Source organism: Sporosarcina obsidiansis (assembly GCF_009651005.1).
GTDB classification, from domain to species: Bacteria; Bacillota; Bacilli; order Bacillales_A; family Planococcaceae; genus Sporosarcina; species Sporosarcina obsidiansis.
Genome location: NZ_WHVW01000009.1, coordinates 29,507 through 45,573 on the forward strand (window position 1 = coordinate 29,507; position 16,067 = coordinate 45,573).

The window sequence follows — 16,067 nt, forward strand, 5'->3', positions numbered from 1 at the left end:
CACTAGCGTAATTTTCTGAAGTTAGTAAGTTGAATGTTCAGATTCCTACTTAAATTGTACATTTGAATTTGAACTTAAAAAAGTAAAGAACAGTTTCTAAGATACTTGATAACTACAGTAATGTCTAAAAGTATTATTACACCACTTATAGGATTGGAACGTAAGAGGGGCAACTCCTTGAGGCTCAAGTAGCTCCCTCCGGAAAGCGTCCCATCTGAAGTATAAATCCCGGACCACACACCATGTAATCGTCTTACTTTCTTTTGTCAATAAGTCAAAAAAACGCCTGCAACCAATTTCTCGGCTACAGGCAATGGGTATTATTGTTCAACCTTAAATTTCTTTTTAAATTTCGTCAGTATGGAGGCATAGAAGATACTTAAAAATAGACCGCCCCAGATAATAATTATACCGACTATCATCATGAGAATTGCAGAACCACTCATTCCTGTATCCATTTAAAGCCCTCCTTTGTCTTCTTCATAATCAGAAACTACGTGAGTATTATGCTTCCACTTCATAGAAGTAAAGACAATCGACATGACAAACGCTCCAATAGCAACAGGCCACCCGATCGTCCATAAGAATGATGTAGGATATCCTTCGTAGTTTTCAGCGATATTATCTTTGATCAAGAAGAATAACATAGTACCGAGTACCAAAGGTGTGATAAATGTTAGTGACAACTTCCACCACCAACCCAAGCGAATATCTGAGACCGCATTCGCATGTTGTTCAAAAACACCGAGTTTTCTGAAAACCCAAGCCAGCAAAATAACTTCGACTAGACCGATAACCGCGATACCAAATTGGTTGATAAAGTAATCTGCTACATCCAGGAAATACAAACCACCCTTTGTTGCATATAGCATAGAAATTACTCCTGAAAGACCAACACCGATAAAAACAGAACGGCGTCTAGAAATATTGAACTTATCTGATAATCCTGCGATATACGTTTCACATATCGAAATGAGCGAAGTTAGACCCGCTAACACAAGCGACAGGAAGAAGAATGCTCCGAATAGCCCGTTCAATCCTGGCATTTGATTGATAATTTCAGGGAACACAACGAAGGCAAGACCTACCCCTGCAGAGGCTACATCCCCCACGTCTACCCCTTGTGAAGTTGCCATGAATCCTAGTACCGCAAATACGCCGATACCTGCTAATAACTCAACAGAGGAGTTTGCAAAACCTGTAATGAATGCATTATTTGTTATATCAGACTTCTTCGGCAAATAACTGGAGTACGTAATCATAATTGCAAACGCAATCGACAAACTGAAGAAAATATGTCCATATGCAGCTACCCATACCCGTGGGTTCAGTAATTTATCGACATCTGGTTTGAAGAATGCGTCCAAACCTACCATTGCTCCATCAAGCGTGATCGCACGGATGACGACGAATAAAAATAGTATAAAAAGGACAGGAATAAATATCCGATTCGCCAACTCGATCCCTTTCTTGACACCACCGAGCAAGATAATAAAACAAATTGCCCAAACGAGTAGTAGTGGTAATGCAACGCCTCCAACTAATCCTCCTACTTCTCCTGGAGTATCTGCCAATTTCAAGACATCTCCAAAGAAGAAATCTTGTGGTTTATCTCCCCACGATAAACTAAATGAATAAATTGTGTACTTCATTGCCCAGGCAATAATGACTGCATAATAGGTCGAAATGACAAATGAAACGAAAATCCCCCACCAACCTAGAAATTCTGTCTTTTTCCCATTTAGCCGGAAGAAAGAAAGTGGTGCCGATCCACGGTACTTATGTCCGATTGTGAATTCCATGATGAGGATAGGAATCCCAGCTGTTAAAAGTGCAAATAAATAAGGGATGAAAAATGCACCGCCACCATTTTCATACGCGACATAGGGAAAACGCCAAATATTTCCAAGACCCACTGCTGAACCAACCGCAGCTAGAATAAAACCTGCTCTCGTTCCCCATTGCGAACGATTTTCCATACTACTCTCTCCTTTCATATTGTTATTTCACAAAACTTACCACCATTCATTTTTTTCTGACAATTAAAGTTCTGTATATTTAGTATAAACAGGACTTTAGTAGATGTCAAAACAATTTTAGACTAAGAGAGCCGATACCACCAACACTCTTAGTCTAATTTTAAATTTATATCGTACGGGCTTGACGCTGCTTTCCTTTTGCTGTCCAGTACGTAAATAATACTATTAATACAATAACAACTGCTGCTAAACCAATCCATACGGAACCTGTCAAACCAAGAACAAAATAGCCTAGTGCGGATATCCCGGCAGCCACCAATGCATATGGTAATTGAGTAGCTACATGATCCATGTGGTTACAGCCCGCTCCAGTAGAAGATAAAATAGTAGTATCTGAAATCGGTGAACAGTGATCTCCAAAAACCGCTCCCGCTAGAACTGCTGCTAACGCAGGCAATAGTAGATCAGGCGCTGCATTGACCATGATCGTACCCGCAATTGGTAATAATATACCAAATGATCCCCATGAAGTACCTGTTGAAAATGCCATTAATCCCGCCAAAACAAAAATTAATACAGGTAAGAAAGCTATCGGAATATTCAGCTGTTCCACCGTTGTAGATAAAAATAATCCTGTATCAAGTGTGGCAATCAAATCGGTTAAGCCCCATGCAAAAATTAAAATTAGGATAGCAGGCATCATAGCCTTCAAACCACTAATAAATGCACGCCCCATCCAAGATACACTTGCTGTTTTATTCACTTTCATTTGTAGGGTATACAATAGCATAGCTAGTAAAGTAGCTGTCACGCCACCAACCACTAACGATTTAGGCACATCAGTATTTTCAAAAATAGCCCAAATGTCAAAGACACCTGCTTCTTTGTAACCTGTGTAGACCATCATTCCTAGAGTTACCACAATTAACGTCACGATCGGCGCAACCAAATCGCGTACTTTCCCATGCGAGTGCTCTGGAAATTCCTCTTTTAACTCACCTGGGATTTCTTTTTCAGGATCATATAACAAACCTTCGTTTACTGCTCGATCTTCGTGTTTTTTCATTTCAAAGAAATCATGATTCGTCCAAGCAAAGAAAAACACCATGGAAAGTGTAGCAATTACATAGAAGTTCATTGGCGCCATCAGGATAAACGCTGTTAATGGCGAATAGCTAAGGGTAGCTGTCGTGCCTAGTATAAGAGCAAGTTGCCCTATCAAGAACGCCCCCCAGCTTGAAATCGGCGATACCACACAAATCGGTGCAGAAGTAGAATCAATGAAATATGCCAGTTTTGCACGAGAGATTTTGTGCTGATCGGTAATTGGACGTGCAATTTGTCCAACTGCTAATGCATTGAAGTAGTCATCTACAAAAATAGCAATCCCGAGAATCAATGTTAGCAATTTAGCTCCCCGTTTCGTACGAATACGTTTGACTGCCCATCTCGCAAACGCAGTGCTACCACCAGATAAGCTAACAAAAGCCGTGATGACACCTAATAATAATAAAAATAACATAATAAATATATTGTACGTATTCAGTCCTTCATCCCAAAATGAAACCGTCATAGCCGTCCAGACATTTTTCAATGTGGCCATTGGGGAAAATTCCGCGATGAGTAAAGCCGCTGTTACAATCCCAGCTCCTAAAGACAATAGTACTCTCCTCGTCACCAATACCATCACGATAGCGATAACAGGAGGCAAAATGGATACCCACGTTCCAATCATATAAATTCCTCCTCTTTCTGGTTGCTAGATAATATCGAAAGGTAGAAAGGTTGTTCGAAGAGTGAAAAACTAATAATAGATAAAAGCCGACCCCCAACAAGTTTCACTAACATGTAGGAGTCGGCCTAACAGTTCATCTGCTAATCAATCATCGTGTTTAGATAAGTGTATGCGGATCATCTAGTCGCTGTAGCTCTCCATACATTGTCATTGTATGACAGTGCCATTCCTCTTCGAAATGACCCCAACCTGAGAAGTCAACCCTTCTCAAACTTCGGCATCGTCTCCTTTCACTTGTGGTCATGGACGTCACTCTCTCACAAGTTACTAATAAACAATGCAGCCTCTACTAAGTCTCGATATTCTTCTGTTATCAGTGTAGCAATAATCGACAACGTTCACAATACCCATTTATTGTGGTTCTTGCAATGGCACTTCAATCTGTGCGGGCGTCTGCTCTCCTTTCGAATAAATTTGTGGTACTTTCCCTCTTATCAATCCCATTGCTACAGGTATCTTTTGTTCCACTACACTTCGACTTGTTGCGAGGGGGACGATAATCTGCACATTTACCTGCACGAGCAAGTTCACTTCCACATAGGCATTATTGATACCAAATTCAGTGATATCCGTACCCACATCGAGATGGACATCACCTATCACGTGGAAACGTATAGGAATTTTCGGTCCTAAGTTTCCGATCAGTGGGATATTTGTTGCTTGACCAAGCGGCACAAAGAACACGATACCTTGTTCTTTTTCCATCATATCTGGGTTATACTCTAAATCACCTAACGGAGGTAACATATCTAGATCTCCACCCTCTGCCCGCTCTAAGTGATCTTCTACTAATTGATGAATCTCAGACATTACTTGATTAATAATCTCGGCATTAAACTTTGTCGTAACGGTATCACTCGTATTGTCTGGCACATTTTCAATCACATCATTTACATCATAGACACTCGTAGAACGAGCTTGGATCGCTTGGCTGATCACATGACTTGCGATTTTCTGCGTTTGCACTTCAGCATATTGTGTGTAAATAGGAGTCAGCTGTTTATTGACTGTATAGAAAAATATGGCGACAGCCACAAAAATCGTAGGAATAATAAATCGTAGCCAATTTCTCGAATATCTAGTTTTTTTCGGTCTTGTATTATTCGTATAAAACCGCAAAGCGACGCCTCCTGCTTCACATTATGCAAATCAGGAGGCGTTCATACTATCTCTCATGAAAATACTTTTTTCCATACCAGCCAAGCACATCACGAATCATTTCTGGCATGATATATTCCTTCGGTGCTTCTTTTAATGAAGGAAAGAAAAAACCGAATGTAAACATATCAAGTGTAGCCAGTTTGTACGTTTTTCCGCGCTCTACCAGTTGATTGCCTACAAATAATTGCCCTTCCCGATTGCGGAATAATCGTTCGTGAATCATGCTTCCCATAAACGTTCCACGAAAACCTAAGCCTTTGATCTCCATTTCAGCCCATTTCGGATCTAACGACTGTTCATAAATCGTCAGTAATTCTGATCCGTCAAGATGTACAATACAAGGATTAATCGGATGTGGCAAAAGTGCATGCAAATCTCCTTTTGTCACCCATCCCTCGTCGAGACTCCCAAGAAAAATCCCTGCGTTGAAGAGGACACAATCTGCATTTGTATAAGCCAAAAGCGCTCGTCCAAAAAAAGAGGACAGCGAACTATCTCCTGTTAACTTCTGAAATAATGGCGACGGATTATAAAAAACAGGTACGTTCAAAGCCTTTTCTCCTTCGATTATATAGGCATTTACCTGTTCAACATCTTCTGCTGTTTGCTCCATCATATTTGTCGGAAACACTTCCGCTTCCATATGGATAACCTGATTCGTCATACGATCCACATCCACTCGAATATGGCCAACATAATGACCGAACTTTTCTGCCGCGCCAAGCAATGTATCCTCAACCCATTCGCCATTTTGCAATAAATGATGAGTATGCGCTCCTAAAATTATATCCAACTCTGGACATTCAGCTGCCAACAGTCGATCATCACGGATACCCAGATGCGATAGGCAAACAACAATATCCGATTCCTTTCTCAACACCCTTACAATCTTTTGCAATTCAGCGTGTGGCTCAACAATCTCCCAACCAAGTTGACGATAGAATTCATAATAAGGAGCAGTGGCACCCACCAGTCCAATCCTAACACCATCCTCAGTTTCCAAAATTTTAAATGGTTTCGTCCAAAACGGCTGCTCGCCATCTACTTCTTTCAAATTACAGATGATTACATCAAACAGTGCTTCTTCATACAGCATATTCAGCGCTTGCTTAGACATCGTAATGCCTTCATTGTTACCGATTGTTACCGCATCATATCCCACTTCATTCAGCAACTTCACATTGCCTTTGCCAATTGTACCTTCAGTATAAGGATGCGATCTGTCAATATGGTCTCCAATATCAAAAATGAAACAAGCCTCTCCCACTTTTGCTGCTTGTTCTTTTCGTTGCTGTAGAAATCGTTTAATTTGCGGCCAGTTTTCAAAATGGCTATGTACATCATTGGTATGATAAATGTGTATCGTAGAAACCGTTTCCTTCATATATTTCAACCCCAGATCCCTTCATAGATGGAACGCAATCCAAATACGAGTAAAATGATGCGGATAACCAAAACCAATGTATCTGACTTCATTTTCCCATTTAAGTAGGCACCTAGCATTCCACCGAAATATGCTCCCGGCACAACAGGGATCGTATATAACCAAGGCACATGCCCAAGCGAAATATGAGAAACAGAGTTCACGACTGCGGATAGAAATACCATTAGCATCGATGTCGCAACCGCCACATGTGGAGGGAACAAGAACAGCAAAATCATGGCAGGCACAACCATCGTGCCACCACCAATTCCGAAAACTCCGGATGTCAGCCCGATAAACAATGAAAGCAGAATAGCGAACCAGATCGGATAGCCGTACACATGCGTCTCGCCTTGCGGATCAGTGAACGTCATCTTTTTTCCGTTATCAACAAACCAACGAATTGGTTTCAAATACTTTCTTGTTAGTAGGAGTGTGGACAATACGATCAATAAAATACCGAAATATAAATTAAATGATTGAATGCTCAGGCTTTTATTAATCCAGGCGCCTACTATAATACCTGGTATACTGGCTATAAAAAACAAGAAGGCACTGCGATAATCAATCGTTTTTACTTTCATATAAGAAATCGTCGAACCAAGACCATTCGCGATCATCATAATGACTGACAAGCCCACTACACTTTGTGGAGTGATATTAGGTATCATGCCCAGATTTAGACCGATAAACAACGTGACCGGAACAAGTATAGTTCCTCCACCAAGCCCCGCAATCGAGCCGATCACCCCTGAAGCCAAACCGATTAATGCCAACAATATATATTCCATTATTGATCCTCCTCAAACAAATCCATCTGCTTGGTGAGCGGCTGTCCGTAATCTACACCGACAAGCCCCGCAAACTGTTTGGCATTCTTCGCTGCATGCTGACCGGAATTGTTATTAAAAATGACAAATACTTCTTGTGCCTGTTGTTCCAGATTTTTGACGATCTTGCTCACGCCTTCTAACTCTGTTTCATTATAGTCATATAAATAACGGACTTTTCTCCAAGCTTTACTATCACCTGACGTATTGACCCAGCCACTGTCATTGCGGCCGTGAAGACGCAATAATACTTTCGGATCCGTTACAGTCGGCACGAGCGGGACGCTTCCGTCACCGACTTGTGGTTCGTCGCAGACAACGTGGATGATGTTCAAACTGCGTAGGAACTCTAGCGTCTTCTTCTGGTAAGCAGGTGAATACCAGGATTGATGGCGAAACTCTACTGCGATCGGCAACGGCTGCAATTGTTCATGCACATAGCGTATGCGCTCGACGTTTTCTTTCTGACAATCAAACCAGGGCGGGAATTGGACGAGCACCATCGCAAGCTTGCCTGCCTCTACGAATGAACTCATCGACAATTTAAATAACGAGAACATTTCTTCTTCCGAGTCATATGGTAGTTTGCCACGCTGATGACCCGTGACTCCCTGATACGCCTTGACGATGAATTGGAAGTTAGCTGGTGTCTCTTCTGTCCATTTCCGCATCATTTTTTCAGACTGTATAGCATAGAACGTCGAATCCAGTTCAACGATCGGAAAATGTTTACTATAATCAACTAATTTTTTATTCGTTGGTGTCTTTTCATTATATAGGCTCGGATGGTCTCCCCATCCTGTCAATCCGATATGAATCATGGAAAGTCCGCCTCCTTTTACCTTTCTAGTAGTGTATCATACCTTATGTATTTTCGGAAAAATCGTTACTATCTAGTTTGAATAATAGCGCTACTCATAGAAACCTTGTAATACTCATAAACGCTGTCCAGACATTTATATCAAACTTTCTAGAATACAAAAAACGTTTCGGATTCTATACCCGAAACGTTCTTTGTAGTTATCCACGCCATGCACTCATTCCGCCGCGCACATTGATGACATTAGTAAAGCCTGCCTTTTTCAGTTGACCTGCTGCTTTTGAACTGCGCATACCGCTTTGACAGATGACGACGACTTCTTGGTCTTTTTTCAAACTAGAGATTTTATTGTTTAATACGTGTAATGGAATGTTTTGAAACTCTTTAATATGGTTTCCTTTATATTCTGCCGGTGTGCGTACATCCACGAACTGAATCTTTTTATCTTTCAAGATGTTTTTCAGTTCATCCGTCGACATCGTACGTATGCCTTTTGCTGGTTTCATACGCCAGACTAAAATTCCGACAAGAAGTGCGATAAAGATCCAACTCATTTGTGCTGCCTCCTCTTATTTAGCGAGTCCACTCCATCATGACAAGTACCACGCCCATCACCACAAACGCTACATGGCCAATGCAAAACCTAGGAAACATCTTCTTCTCTAGCTCCTCGGCTGTTTGGATCGTGCACGTTCTACATGTGAAGAGCTGTTTGATGCGCTTCATGCGTCTAAAGCGGCTTGAACACTTGCTGGATCAAACCCTAAAATCCATTTGCCGTTCAACAAAGTTTGCGGCACACCCATCTGTCCAGTTATTTCCACCAAGCGCTGACCTGCTGCGGGGTCAGTAGACACATTAATCGTCTCATAAGGAACATGGATCTCTTCTAAATAGTTTGTCATCATCGTGCAATACGGACAAGTGGATGAAACATAAACAGTTGCTTTTGCAGTCATAATTACAACTCCTTACTAGTAGTTAGTATCAATAGTATATACCCCTATAGGTATATAGTCAACTAATTGATTTTACATATATTCGTAAGGTCATGATTCAGTTGTTTTTAAGGAAATACATGATAGTATATAGATAAGCAAATCTACACTGGAGAGGGGCGATTTATTATGAGTGAAGTGTTATTGCAACAGATTCTGGATGAAATGAAAGGCATCAAAACGGATGTCTCTGAAATTAAAACGGATGTCAGTGAGCTAAAAAATGATGTGAATCAACTTAAGATGGATGTTACTCAACTTAAGACAGATGTTAGCGAGCTGAAATCAGATGTCAACATATTGAAGCAAGAGATGCAAGAAGTGAAAAGTGACATAGTAGCTTTGTCGAATGAAGTTTCAGGTTTGAAAGAAGAGCAGAAGTTGACAAACGAAAGATTAACTTCTATTGAAAACAAGCAGCAAATTATCTATGGACAAACTGGTTCTTTAACTGCATCCCAATCCAAAACTCTTTCTCTTCTTGAACGCCTTCAATCCGATGTCGAATTTACGTATCAAAAAACTGCTATGAATGATTTGAAAATTAATCGCATTGAAACACACTCTATTCAAAAACAATGAACAGAAGCAAATTCTTTAATAAGATTAAAACAAGACTGCCATTAGTGGAAAACTGGTAGTCTTGTTTTTTATGTTGCACTTTTAATGCTCTGCAATTTACACCTCTAGCCATCCATACTATTCTTCAGCCCACTGCTCAATGGGATCATTCCACAAACCTATATCTACCTGCTTCTTTTTTCACTTCCAACACCGTGATGGCGGCATGATTTCTCTCAGCATAAATCAAACAGACAAACTTCAAAGCAGTTGTTTCAACTTCCCATCTTCCAACTCAAAAATCGTAGAACATATGGATCTCACAATATCTAGATCATGTGAAATAAATAAGATCGTCATATCCGTATCTTTTTGAATCTCAACTAACAATGAAATTAACTCTTTTTGATTCAGACGATCTAGATTGGAAACAATTTCATCACATACCAGTAGGGAAGGTTTCATCAGTAATGCACGTAGCACGTTCACTCTTTGTTTTTCTCCACCACTTAATTGCGATGGATACACGTTAAGTATGCTCGGAGATAAATTCATCTTCCGCAGCATTTCGTTATGATGGCTCCCCCACTTTTCTTTCTTCACAATGAGTACTTCTTCCAATACTTTTCGAATTGTCCAGGATGGATTCAATGCGGCAGTAGCATTTTGAAAAACAATTTGGACTTGCTTATAATAATGTTTTTTGTCTATTTGTGAAATTGGCGTCTGACCCAAATAAATCGTTCCATTTGTCGGCTCTTCCAATCTCATGACTAATCGAGATAACGTACTTTTTCCACTGCCACTTCGTCCGATTAAGCCTGTAATCTGGCCGTAAGGTACGAACATATCACAATTATCTAAAACCACTTTCTCTTTTTTTCTAACGGAATAAACTTTTGTCACATTACGAATTTCAAGGTTTGCCATACTTTATTCCACCATTCGAAAACTGCTATTTACTAACTGCTTTGTGTAAGAATGTTTTGGACTATTTAATAGGATGTCTGACTTTCCACTTTCAACAACGGCCCCTTGAAACATCACGATCACCTCATCCGCCAGTTCTTTCACAACATCAATATCATGTGTGATTAAAAAAATCGTCGTACCCATTTCACGATTCATCTCTACTACCGTTTTTATGAAAGCCTTTTGACTATAGAGATCCAAACCAGAAGTAGGTTCATCAGCTATTAATAGAGATGGCTTTTTATATAATGCACAAGCAATCATACACCGTTGCAGCATTCCTCCTGAGAGTTCAAATGGATACTTTTCACAGACATCATTAGACAAATGTAGTCGACTAAAAATCGGTGACATTCTCTCCAAAAACGTTGAATATCCAATTGTACGCTTTCCTTCAGACAAAGCGAATAATTGTTTCCCCAATCTTACAGAAGGATTGAAACTATTGAATGCATCTTGAAGTATCACAAAGACTTCATCCCTGCGAAAGGAGTGGAGCTCTTCAACTGACATGCCGAACAAACTTCTAACTCCGAATAAAATATCTCCTGAAACTCGCATCTCTTTCGGAAGCATGCCCAGAATCGCCAACAGTGTAAGACTTTTCCCACTGCCACTCTCTCCGATCATCGTCGAGATCTTTCCGTGTTTAATCAAAAAACTAGCATGTTTCACAATATGTTGCTCATCCAAGCCAATTGAAAGTTCTTTTATTTCAAGCATTCATTGACCTCCCTTCGCTTTTATTGAGGAACTGCCAATCATATTAATTGCCAACACCGTGAAAATAATGAGAAGTCCCGGGAAAAGGCCAATCCACCAAGCGCCCGCAATGAAATCACTTTGTGCATGATATAGCATATTCCCCCATGAAGGTACTGCTGGTGGAACTCCAATGCCAAGAAAACTTAGTGAAACCTCCACGAAGATTGCACCTGCAAAGTTAAATAGGGTGACTACAAAAACTGCTTGAATACTATTTCTCAACAAATGGTCCAAAATGATTTTCCATGAGGGTGTACCGATCATTTTTGCCATTTGAACAAATTCCATTTGATTCAGTTTTAAAAACTCTGTCCGAATCATGCGGGCCGTCGTATACCAACTTGTTAAACCAATAATGAGTATCATGCTCCAAATATTCCCCTGCATGAACGCTTGACATACTAAAATGATTAAGATGGAAGGAATGGTAAGCAAAACTTCTACTATACGCATCATAACTGTATCTAGCACTCCACCCAAATAGCCACTTATTCCCCCATAAATCAATCCAATTATGAATGAAAGTATGGTCGCCACAGTAGCTACAGTTAATGTTACCTTTCCTCCCTGTATCAACCTTGTCAAAACGTCCCTTCCTAAATGATCGGTGCCAAATAAATGACTTCCATTTGGCGATTCATATACCTCACTCATATTCATAGTATTTGCATCATATGGAGTTAAATAAGAGGAAAATAGCGTGACGAGAAAGACTACCAATAAGAAACTCCAACAAAACATTTGCTTTTTATGCGTACTCACCGAACTCCCTCTTTTCTAATTTGAGGATTCACGATGTATAAAATGCAATCTGCAATAAATAACGTCACGACAACGAATATTCCCATCGTTAAGACACCGCCCATGAGCACAGGAAAGTCTTTACTGCTTACTGCTTTGACAAGTAGCTGGCCGAGTCCCCCAAAAGAAAACAACGATTCAATGATGACAGAGCCGCCAAAAAAAGAAGGTAGCGTCATCGCAAAGTAACTAATATAAGGTGAAAGTGCATTTTTCAAAATACCCCGTTCTATAGTTTTTTTATCCACACCATTCGCATTCATCACCAAAACGTAATACTTTGTATTCTCCACGATGACACTCTCTTGCAAAAACCTTGCATACAACCCAACATGTGAAACGACGAGGACGGTGACAGGTAACACTAAATGCGTTAGACGATCTAAAAGGGACCCGTCACTACCTATACTCTTCATACCTGACGATGGCAATAATCCGAGTTGCAATGAAAATAGCCAAATCAATACGAGCCCTAACCAAAATGCAGGGATGGAAGACATGATGATAGATAAATTCGAAACTAGTTTAGAAAGAATTGAGTCTTTTTTCATCCCTGCTTTCAAACCAAGAGGAATCGATAGTGCAATAATTAATAACAATGAAACGGCAACTAGCACAATCGTGTTCGGAACTTTTTCCGAAAGTATGTCCACTACAGGTCTGCCCTCTTTAGAAGAATAGCCCAAGTTTTTCTGTGTAGCTTCTTGCAACCATGAAAAATATCTTTCCATCATCGGCCGATTCAAATCAAATGTTTCATTGATGCGTTCAATTTCTGAAGCGTTCAATGTTTGGGCATTGCCACCATAATAGGAAGCAGCTAAATTCCCCGGTGCTTGGTCCAACATCCAAAAAGAAAAAAAGCTTACGACAATGAGCACGACTATGCCCATCATCATTCGCTTTATCATCCACTTAACGGTCATTCCATTGCCACTCCTCGACATTCCATAAGAATCCGGATCCATGGTGACCAAGAGTCCGTTCCTTCACTCCTGTAATATTTTTATTCATCCCATACACCGCATCCATATAGGCAATATAAATAAAAGGAGGATCTTCTGCTAATTCATATTGAAGTTGCTCGTAAATTTGTTTACGTTTCTCTTCATCCACCGTTTTTCTTCCTTCTGTTATGAGCTGATCCACTTTTTCATTGGAATAACTTCCATAGTTATAACCTGAACTAGTCAAACTTGCTTCATCTGAATGAAATAAATTATAAGTATGGTGGTCTGCATCGTATGGACTTCCCCAACCAATCATAAATGCATCGGTTTCTTCAATTTGAATAGCACTCCAGTCCAGAGCCGCCACATCCACATCCGCTCCCACTTCCTTAAAGCTTTCAGATAAGTAATTCGCCATATCTACTCGGACTTCATCCGTTATCGGAGATGTGATGGTAAACGCCAGCTTTTCAGTTCCTTTGTACCGGAAGCCATCCGTTCTTTTTTTCCAACCTGCACTCTCCAATAATTCGTTTGCCTTTTCAATATGATAACTGTACTTCTCAATGTCGGAATTCTGATAGGTATTCTTTTGTAAAGGCGAATAGGCTACTTCCCCAAATCCAAACAAAATTCCTTTTACCATATTTTCGCGATCGGTTGCAAAACTCAATGCTTTTCGTACATTCACATCTTGAAAGATCTCATGATTCATATTAAAGAGCATACCTCGATAATCAGCAGAGTCAATATCATAGAGCGTAATAGAATCCTCTTTCGAGACAGCTTTCACTTGAGATGGGTCGAGCAAGGCAACATCCACCTCGCCTGTTTTTAATTGCAAAGCACGCATTGTACTATCCTCGATAAATTTAAAAACGACGTGATCAATAGATGGAACAGTTCCAAAAAACTCAGGAAATGCTTTCAGTGATAAGTAGTCTCCACTATTCCATTCCTCTATTTGATAAGGACCTGCTCCGATTGGCGACCGATTAAATGCGGAGTCTCGCATCGTCTCTCCTTCAAATGCGTGTTTTGGCAGAATCGGTACGGTCATCTTATCTAGAAAGGGGCTGAATGGATACTTTAATGTGATAACGACTTGACCTTGCGTATTTTTTTCAACTGTATCTACCGCAATAAAATCCGACTTCAAATATGAAGCATTTTGGTCATCCAATATACTTTCTATCGTAAAGACCACATCATCTGCGGAGAGTAGTGTTCCGTCATGAAAATGGATGTTCTCTTTTAACGTAAATGTATACGTCAATAAGTCTTCTGAAATATCTACTTGCTGTGCAATATCATTTTGCGGTATATTGTTTTCATCAAAACGGAGTAATCCTCTAAAAAGTAAAGCATCTACGTTCGTCTCTTCAAGTAGTGGATTTAAACCCGCAAACTCTGACTCTGAAGCATACACTATTCGATTTTCTTTGCTCCCACTCTCTTCTGAAGCAGGATCAGCAGAAGGTTTGCCGCATGCGCTTACTACCAATAACAGAACGAATAACATACTCAAATACTTTCTATTCCACATGCTTTTCAATTCCTTTTCCCAAAATTATAACATTCAATTAAAGACGATCCGAAAACAGCTCGAATACTCTCTTCAACTCTTCTTACATCTCCCATTGTTCTTCACTCAAAAAGCGGCAATGTATGGCATTACGATCCAAACGCGTAATGGCGACTTTTACAGATGAATGGTTCAAGAACGTTTGCTGAATTTCACGTACATCCAAAGTTTGTACGTTCGGTGATACTACCCAAATCGATCCAATATATTGTGCGTTCTCCAACATTCCAATCGCTTGCAAATTCATTTCACCGGGCTTTAATGACAGTGAGTCGAGGGCTATTAACTGACCGTCCATGTGAAGCGATAACTTCGAACGAAAACTTTCAAAATCAAATATTTCCCCTCTTTTTTCACGTCCTGGTGCAATAATTTCACCCCAGATCAAAGTCGATGTCGAACACATTTCAATCGTTGTCGACATTTCAAACCGAGCTTCACGAAAAGGGATAATGACTTCTGGCATCCATTCTAACCGTGCATGCTCCCCCACTTTTACAACAATTTCTTGCACACATACTTTTTCATTCGGAGATGGATAGATCTTGAGGGCAGACTGCTGAATCATGGTCACATTCGCATCTTTACCAATAGTGATCGTAATATCATTTCGATCACCTGCAACCATTCCTCCTGAAGATTCCATAATATAGACAGTGGCGCGATCTTTCGGACCATCATATAATGCACGGCTCGCTTTTAATGGCGGCTGTTGAAAAACGAAAGGCATTTTTGTCATGCCTCTCCTCATTTCGAATCCAAGTTGTAATACGCCATGATGCACGTATTGCCCTTTTGAATTAATTGCCACTTGTCGTCATACCTTCAAGTAATAAGTGTCGTTGAATCCATTCTACAACTTTATCTACGTTTTTTTGTGTGCGCACATCAGCAAAAATATAAGGTCTACCTTCACGCATTTTTTCTACATCCCCATGCATGATCTCAAGATCTACTCCTACATGAGGTGCCAATTCTGTTTTATTAATCAACAACAAATCCGAACGCGTTAATGCAGGTCCACCTTTACGCGGAATATCCTGTCCTTCCGCTACATCAATTACATAAATATAGGCATCTACTAATTCAGGACTAAACGTAGCAGATAAATTATCTCCGCCACTTTCAACAAAAATAATATCCAAATCCTCAAAACGTTCATTCAGTTCATCAATTGCCGAGAAGTTCATTGATGCGTCTTCGCGAATCGCCGTATGTGGACATCCACCCGTCTCCACTCCAATAATTTGGTTCTCATCTAACACACCATTTTGAATTAAAAACTGTGCATCTTCCCGTGTATAAATATCATTTGTAATAACCGCCACTTTATAATCTTGGTACATCATTCGAGTTAATTGATCCACGAGTGATGTTTTGCCTGATCCAACTGGTCCGCCAATTCCTAATCGTACTGGTTTCATAAA

Annotated in this window: 17 protein-coding genes and 1 riboswitch; of the genes, 1 reads left to right on the top strand and 16 read right to left on the bottom strand. The window is 40.2% G+C overall.

Going from position 1 to position 16,067, the window contains the following annotated elements; translation table 11 throughout:
- Window positions 1-320: 320 nt before the first annotated feature.
- From GD002_RS09145 to GD002_RS09185, 9 genes are all read right to left on the bottom strand, one after another.
- Window positions 321-458: a methionine/alanine import family NSS transporter small subunit gene (locus tag GD002_RS09145; protein WP_228548341.1), complete on the bottom strand. Its 138-nt coding sequence runs from the start codon at window positions 456-458 to the stop codon at window positions 321-323.
- The gene (locus tag GD002_RS09150; protein ID WP_153732054.1) at window positions 459-1,979 is read right to left on the bottom strand and encodes a sodium-dependent transporter; all 1,521 of its coding nucleotides are present in this window, start codon (window positions 1,977-1,979) and stop codon (window positions 459-461) included.
- Between the two features lie 166 nt (window positions 1,980-2,145).
- Window positions 2,146-3,714, bottom strand: a complete 1,569-nt coding sequence (locus tag GD002_RS09155; protein ID WP_153732055.1) for a Na+/H+ antiporter NhaC family protein — start codon at window positions 3,712-3,714, stop codon at window positions 2,146-2,148.
- Window positions 3,715-3,896: 182 nt separating this feature from the next.
- Window positions 3,897-4,071: riboswitch (Lysine riboswitch) on the bottom strand.
- 54 nt (window positions 4,072-4,125) lie between these two features.
- Window positions 4,126-4,893, bottom strand: coding sequence for a sporulation protein YunB (gene yunB / locus GD002_RS09160; RefSeq protein ID WP_153732056.1), 768 nt, complete (start codon window positions 4,891-4,893; stop codon window positions 4,126-4,128).
- Between the two features lie 46 nt (window positions 4,894-4,939).
- Window positions 4,940-6,319, bottom strand: coding sequence for a bifunctional metallophosphatase/5'-nucleotidase (locus tag GD002_RS09165; RefSeq protein WP_228548346.1), 1,380 nt, complete (start codon window positions 6,317-6,319; stop codon window positions 4,940-4,942).
- A 5-nt stretch (window positions 6,320-6,324) separates the two neighbouring features.
- Window positions 6,325-7,149 (bottom strand): sulfite exporter TauE/SafE family protein, encoded by an 825-nt coding sequence (locus GD002_RS09170; protein ID WP_153732058.1) that lies wholly within the window; start codon window positions 7,147-7,149, stop codon window positions 6,325-6,327.
- Window positions 7,149-8,009, bottom strand: coding sequence for a DUF72 domain-containing protein (locus tag GD002_RS09175; RefSeq protein ID WP_153732059.1), 861 nt, complete (start codon window positions 8,007-8,009; stop codon window positions 7,149-7,151). The genes GD002_RS09170 and GD002_RS09175 overlap by 1 nt, the downstream gene beginning before the upstream one ends.
- Window positions 8,010-8,208: 199 nt before the next feature.
- Window positions 8,209-8,562 (bottom strand): rhodanese-like domain-containing protein, encoded by a 354-nt coding sequence (locus tag GD002_RS09180; protein WP_153732060.1) that lies wholly within the window; start codon window positions 8,560-8,562, stop codon window positions 8,209-8,211.
- A gap of 168 nt (window positions 8,563-8,730) precedes the next feature.
- Window positions 8,731-8,967 carry a glutaredoxin family protein gene (locus tag GD002_RS09185; protein ID WP_153732061.1) on the bottom strand — a complete coding sequence of 79 codons (237 nt, stop codon included), beginning with the start codon at window positions 8,965-8,967 and terminating at the stop codon, window positions 8,731-8,733.
- Window positions 8,968-9,135: 168 nt separating this feature from the next.
- Between GD002_RS09185 and GD002_RS09190 the strand changes: the two genes are divergently transcribed.
- On the top strand, window positions 9,136-9,588 hold the full coding sequence (locus GD002_RS09190; protein ID WP_153732062.1) for a hypothetical protein: 453 nt from the start codon (window positions 9,136-9,138) through the stop codon (window positions 9,586-9,588).
- Between the two features lie 240 nt (window positions 9,589-9,828).
- Here the strand turns inward: GD002_RS09190 and GD002_RS09195 are convergent, their stop codons facing one another.
- The 7 genes from GD002_RS09195 to ureG all read right to left on the bottom strand — a co-directional run bounded on the left by GD002_RS09195 (window position 9,829) and on the right by ureG (window position 16,064).
- Window positions 9,829-10,497, bottom strand: a complete 669-nt coding sequence (locus GD002_RS09195; protein WP_153732063.1) for an ABC transporter ATP-binding protein — start codon at window positions 10,495-10,497, stop codon at window positions 9,829-9,831.
- A gap of 3 nt (window positions 10,498-10,500) precedes the next feature.
- On the bottom strand, window positions 10,501-11,262 hold the full coding sequence (locus GD002_RS09200) for an ATP-binding cassette domain-containing protein (protein ID WP_153732064.1): 762 nt from the start codon (window positions 11,260-11,262) through the stop codon (window positions 10,501-10,503).
- Window positions 11,263-12,066: an ABC transporter permease gene (locus GD002_RS09205; protein WP_228548342.1), complete on the bottom strand. Its 804-nt coding sequence runs from the start codon at window positions 12,064-12,066 to the stop codon at window positions 11,263-11,265.
- Window positions 12,063-13,031, bottom strand: a complete 969-nt coding sequence (locus tag GD002_RS09210; protein WP_153732065.1) for an ABC transporter permease — start codon at window positions 13,029-13,031, stop codon at window positions 12,063-12,065. Before GD002_RS09210 ends, GD002_RS09205 begins: the two co-directional genes overlap by 4 nt.
- Window positions 13,021-14,601, bottom strand: a complete 1,581-nt coding sequence (locus GD002_RS09215) for an ABC transporter substrate-binding protein (protein ID WP_228548343.1) — start codon at window positions 14,599-14,601, stop codon at window positions 13,021-13,023. Before GD002_RS09215 ends, GD002_RS09210 begins: the two co-directional genes overlap by 11 nt.
- Window positions 14,602-14,683: 82 nt before the next feature.
- Window positions 14,684-15,451: an urease accessory protein UreD gene (locus GD002_RS09220; RefSeq protein ID WP_228548344.1), complete on the bottom strand. Its 768-nt coding sequence runs from the start codon at window positions 15,449-15,451 to the stop codon at window positions 14,684-14,686.
- Entirely contained in the window at window positions 15,441-16,064 is a 624-nt protein-coding gene (gene ureG, locus GD002_RS09225) for an urease accessory protein UreG (RefSeq protein WP_153732066.1), read from the bottom strand. The genes GD002_RS09220 and ureG overlap by 11 nt, the downstream gene beginning before the upstream one ends.
- Window positions 16,065-16,067 lie beyond the last annotated feature (3 nt).

Excerpts from the sequence above, each read along its gene's own strand:
- GD002_RS09145 (WP_228548341.1), bottom strand. The coding sequence starts at position 458 with ATGGATACAGGAATGAGTGGTTCTGCAATTCTCATGATGATAGTCGGT.
- GD002_RS09150 (WP_153732054.1), bottom strand. The coding sequence starts at position 1,979 with ATGGAAAATCGTTCGCAATGGGGAACGAGAGCAGGTTTTATTCTAGCT.
- GD002_RS09155 (WP_153732055.1), bottom strand. The coding sequence starts at position 3,714 with ATGATTGGAACGTGGGTATCCATTTTGCCTCCTGTTATCGCTATCGTG.
- GD002_RS09165 (WP_228548346.1), bottom strand. The coding sequence starts at position 6,319 with ATGAAGGAAACGGTTTCTACGATACACATTTATCATACCAATGATGTA.
- GD002_RS09170 (WP_153732058.1), bottom strand. The coding sequence starts at position 7,149 with ATGGAATATATATTGTTGGCATTAATCGGTTTGGCTTCAGGGGTGATC.
- GD002_RS09175 (WP_153732059.1), bottom strand. The coding sequence starts at position 8,009 with ATGATTCATATCGGATTGACAGGATGGGGAGACCATCCGAGCCTATAT.
- GD002_RS09180 (WP_153732060.1), bottom strand. The coding sequence starts at position 8,562 with ATGAGTTGGATCTTTATCGCACTTCTTGTCGGAATTTTAGTCTGGCGT.
- GD002_RS09185 (WP_153732061.1), bottom strand. The coding sequence starts at position 8,967 with ATGACTGCAAAAGCAACTGTTTATGTTTCATCCACTTGTCCGTATTGC.
- GD002_RS09190 (WP_153732062.1), top strand. The coding sequence starts at position 9,136 with ATGAGTGAAGTGTTATTGCAACAGATTCTGGATGAAATGAAAGGCATC.
- GD002_RS09195 (WP_153732063.1), bottom strand. The coding sequence starts at position 10,497 with ATGGCAAACCTTGAAATTCGTAATGTGACAAAAGTTTATTCCGTTAGA.
- GD002_RS09200 (WP_153732064.1), bottom strand. The coding sequence starts at position 11,262 with ATGCTTGAAATAAAAGAACTTTCAATTGGCTTGGATGAGCAACATATT.
- GD002_RS09210 (WP_153732065.1), bottom strand. The coding sequence starts at position 13,031 with ATGACCGTTAAGTGGATGATAAAGCGAATGATGATGGGCATAGTCGTG.
- GD002_RS09215 (WP_228548343.1), bottom strand. The coding sequence starts at position 14,601 with ATGTGGAATAGAAAGTATTTGAGTATGTTATTCGTTCTGTTATTGGTA.
- ureG (WP_153732066.1), bottom strand. The coding sequence starts at position 16,064 with ATGAAACCAGTACGATTAGGAATTGGCGGACCAGTTGGATCAGGCAAA.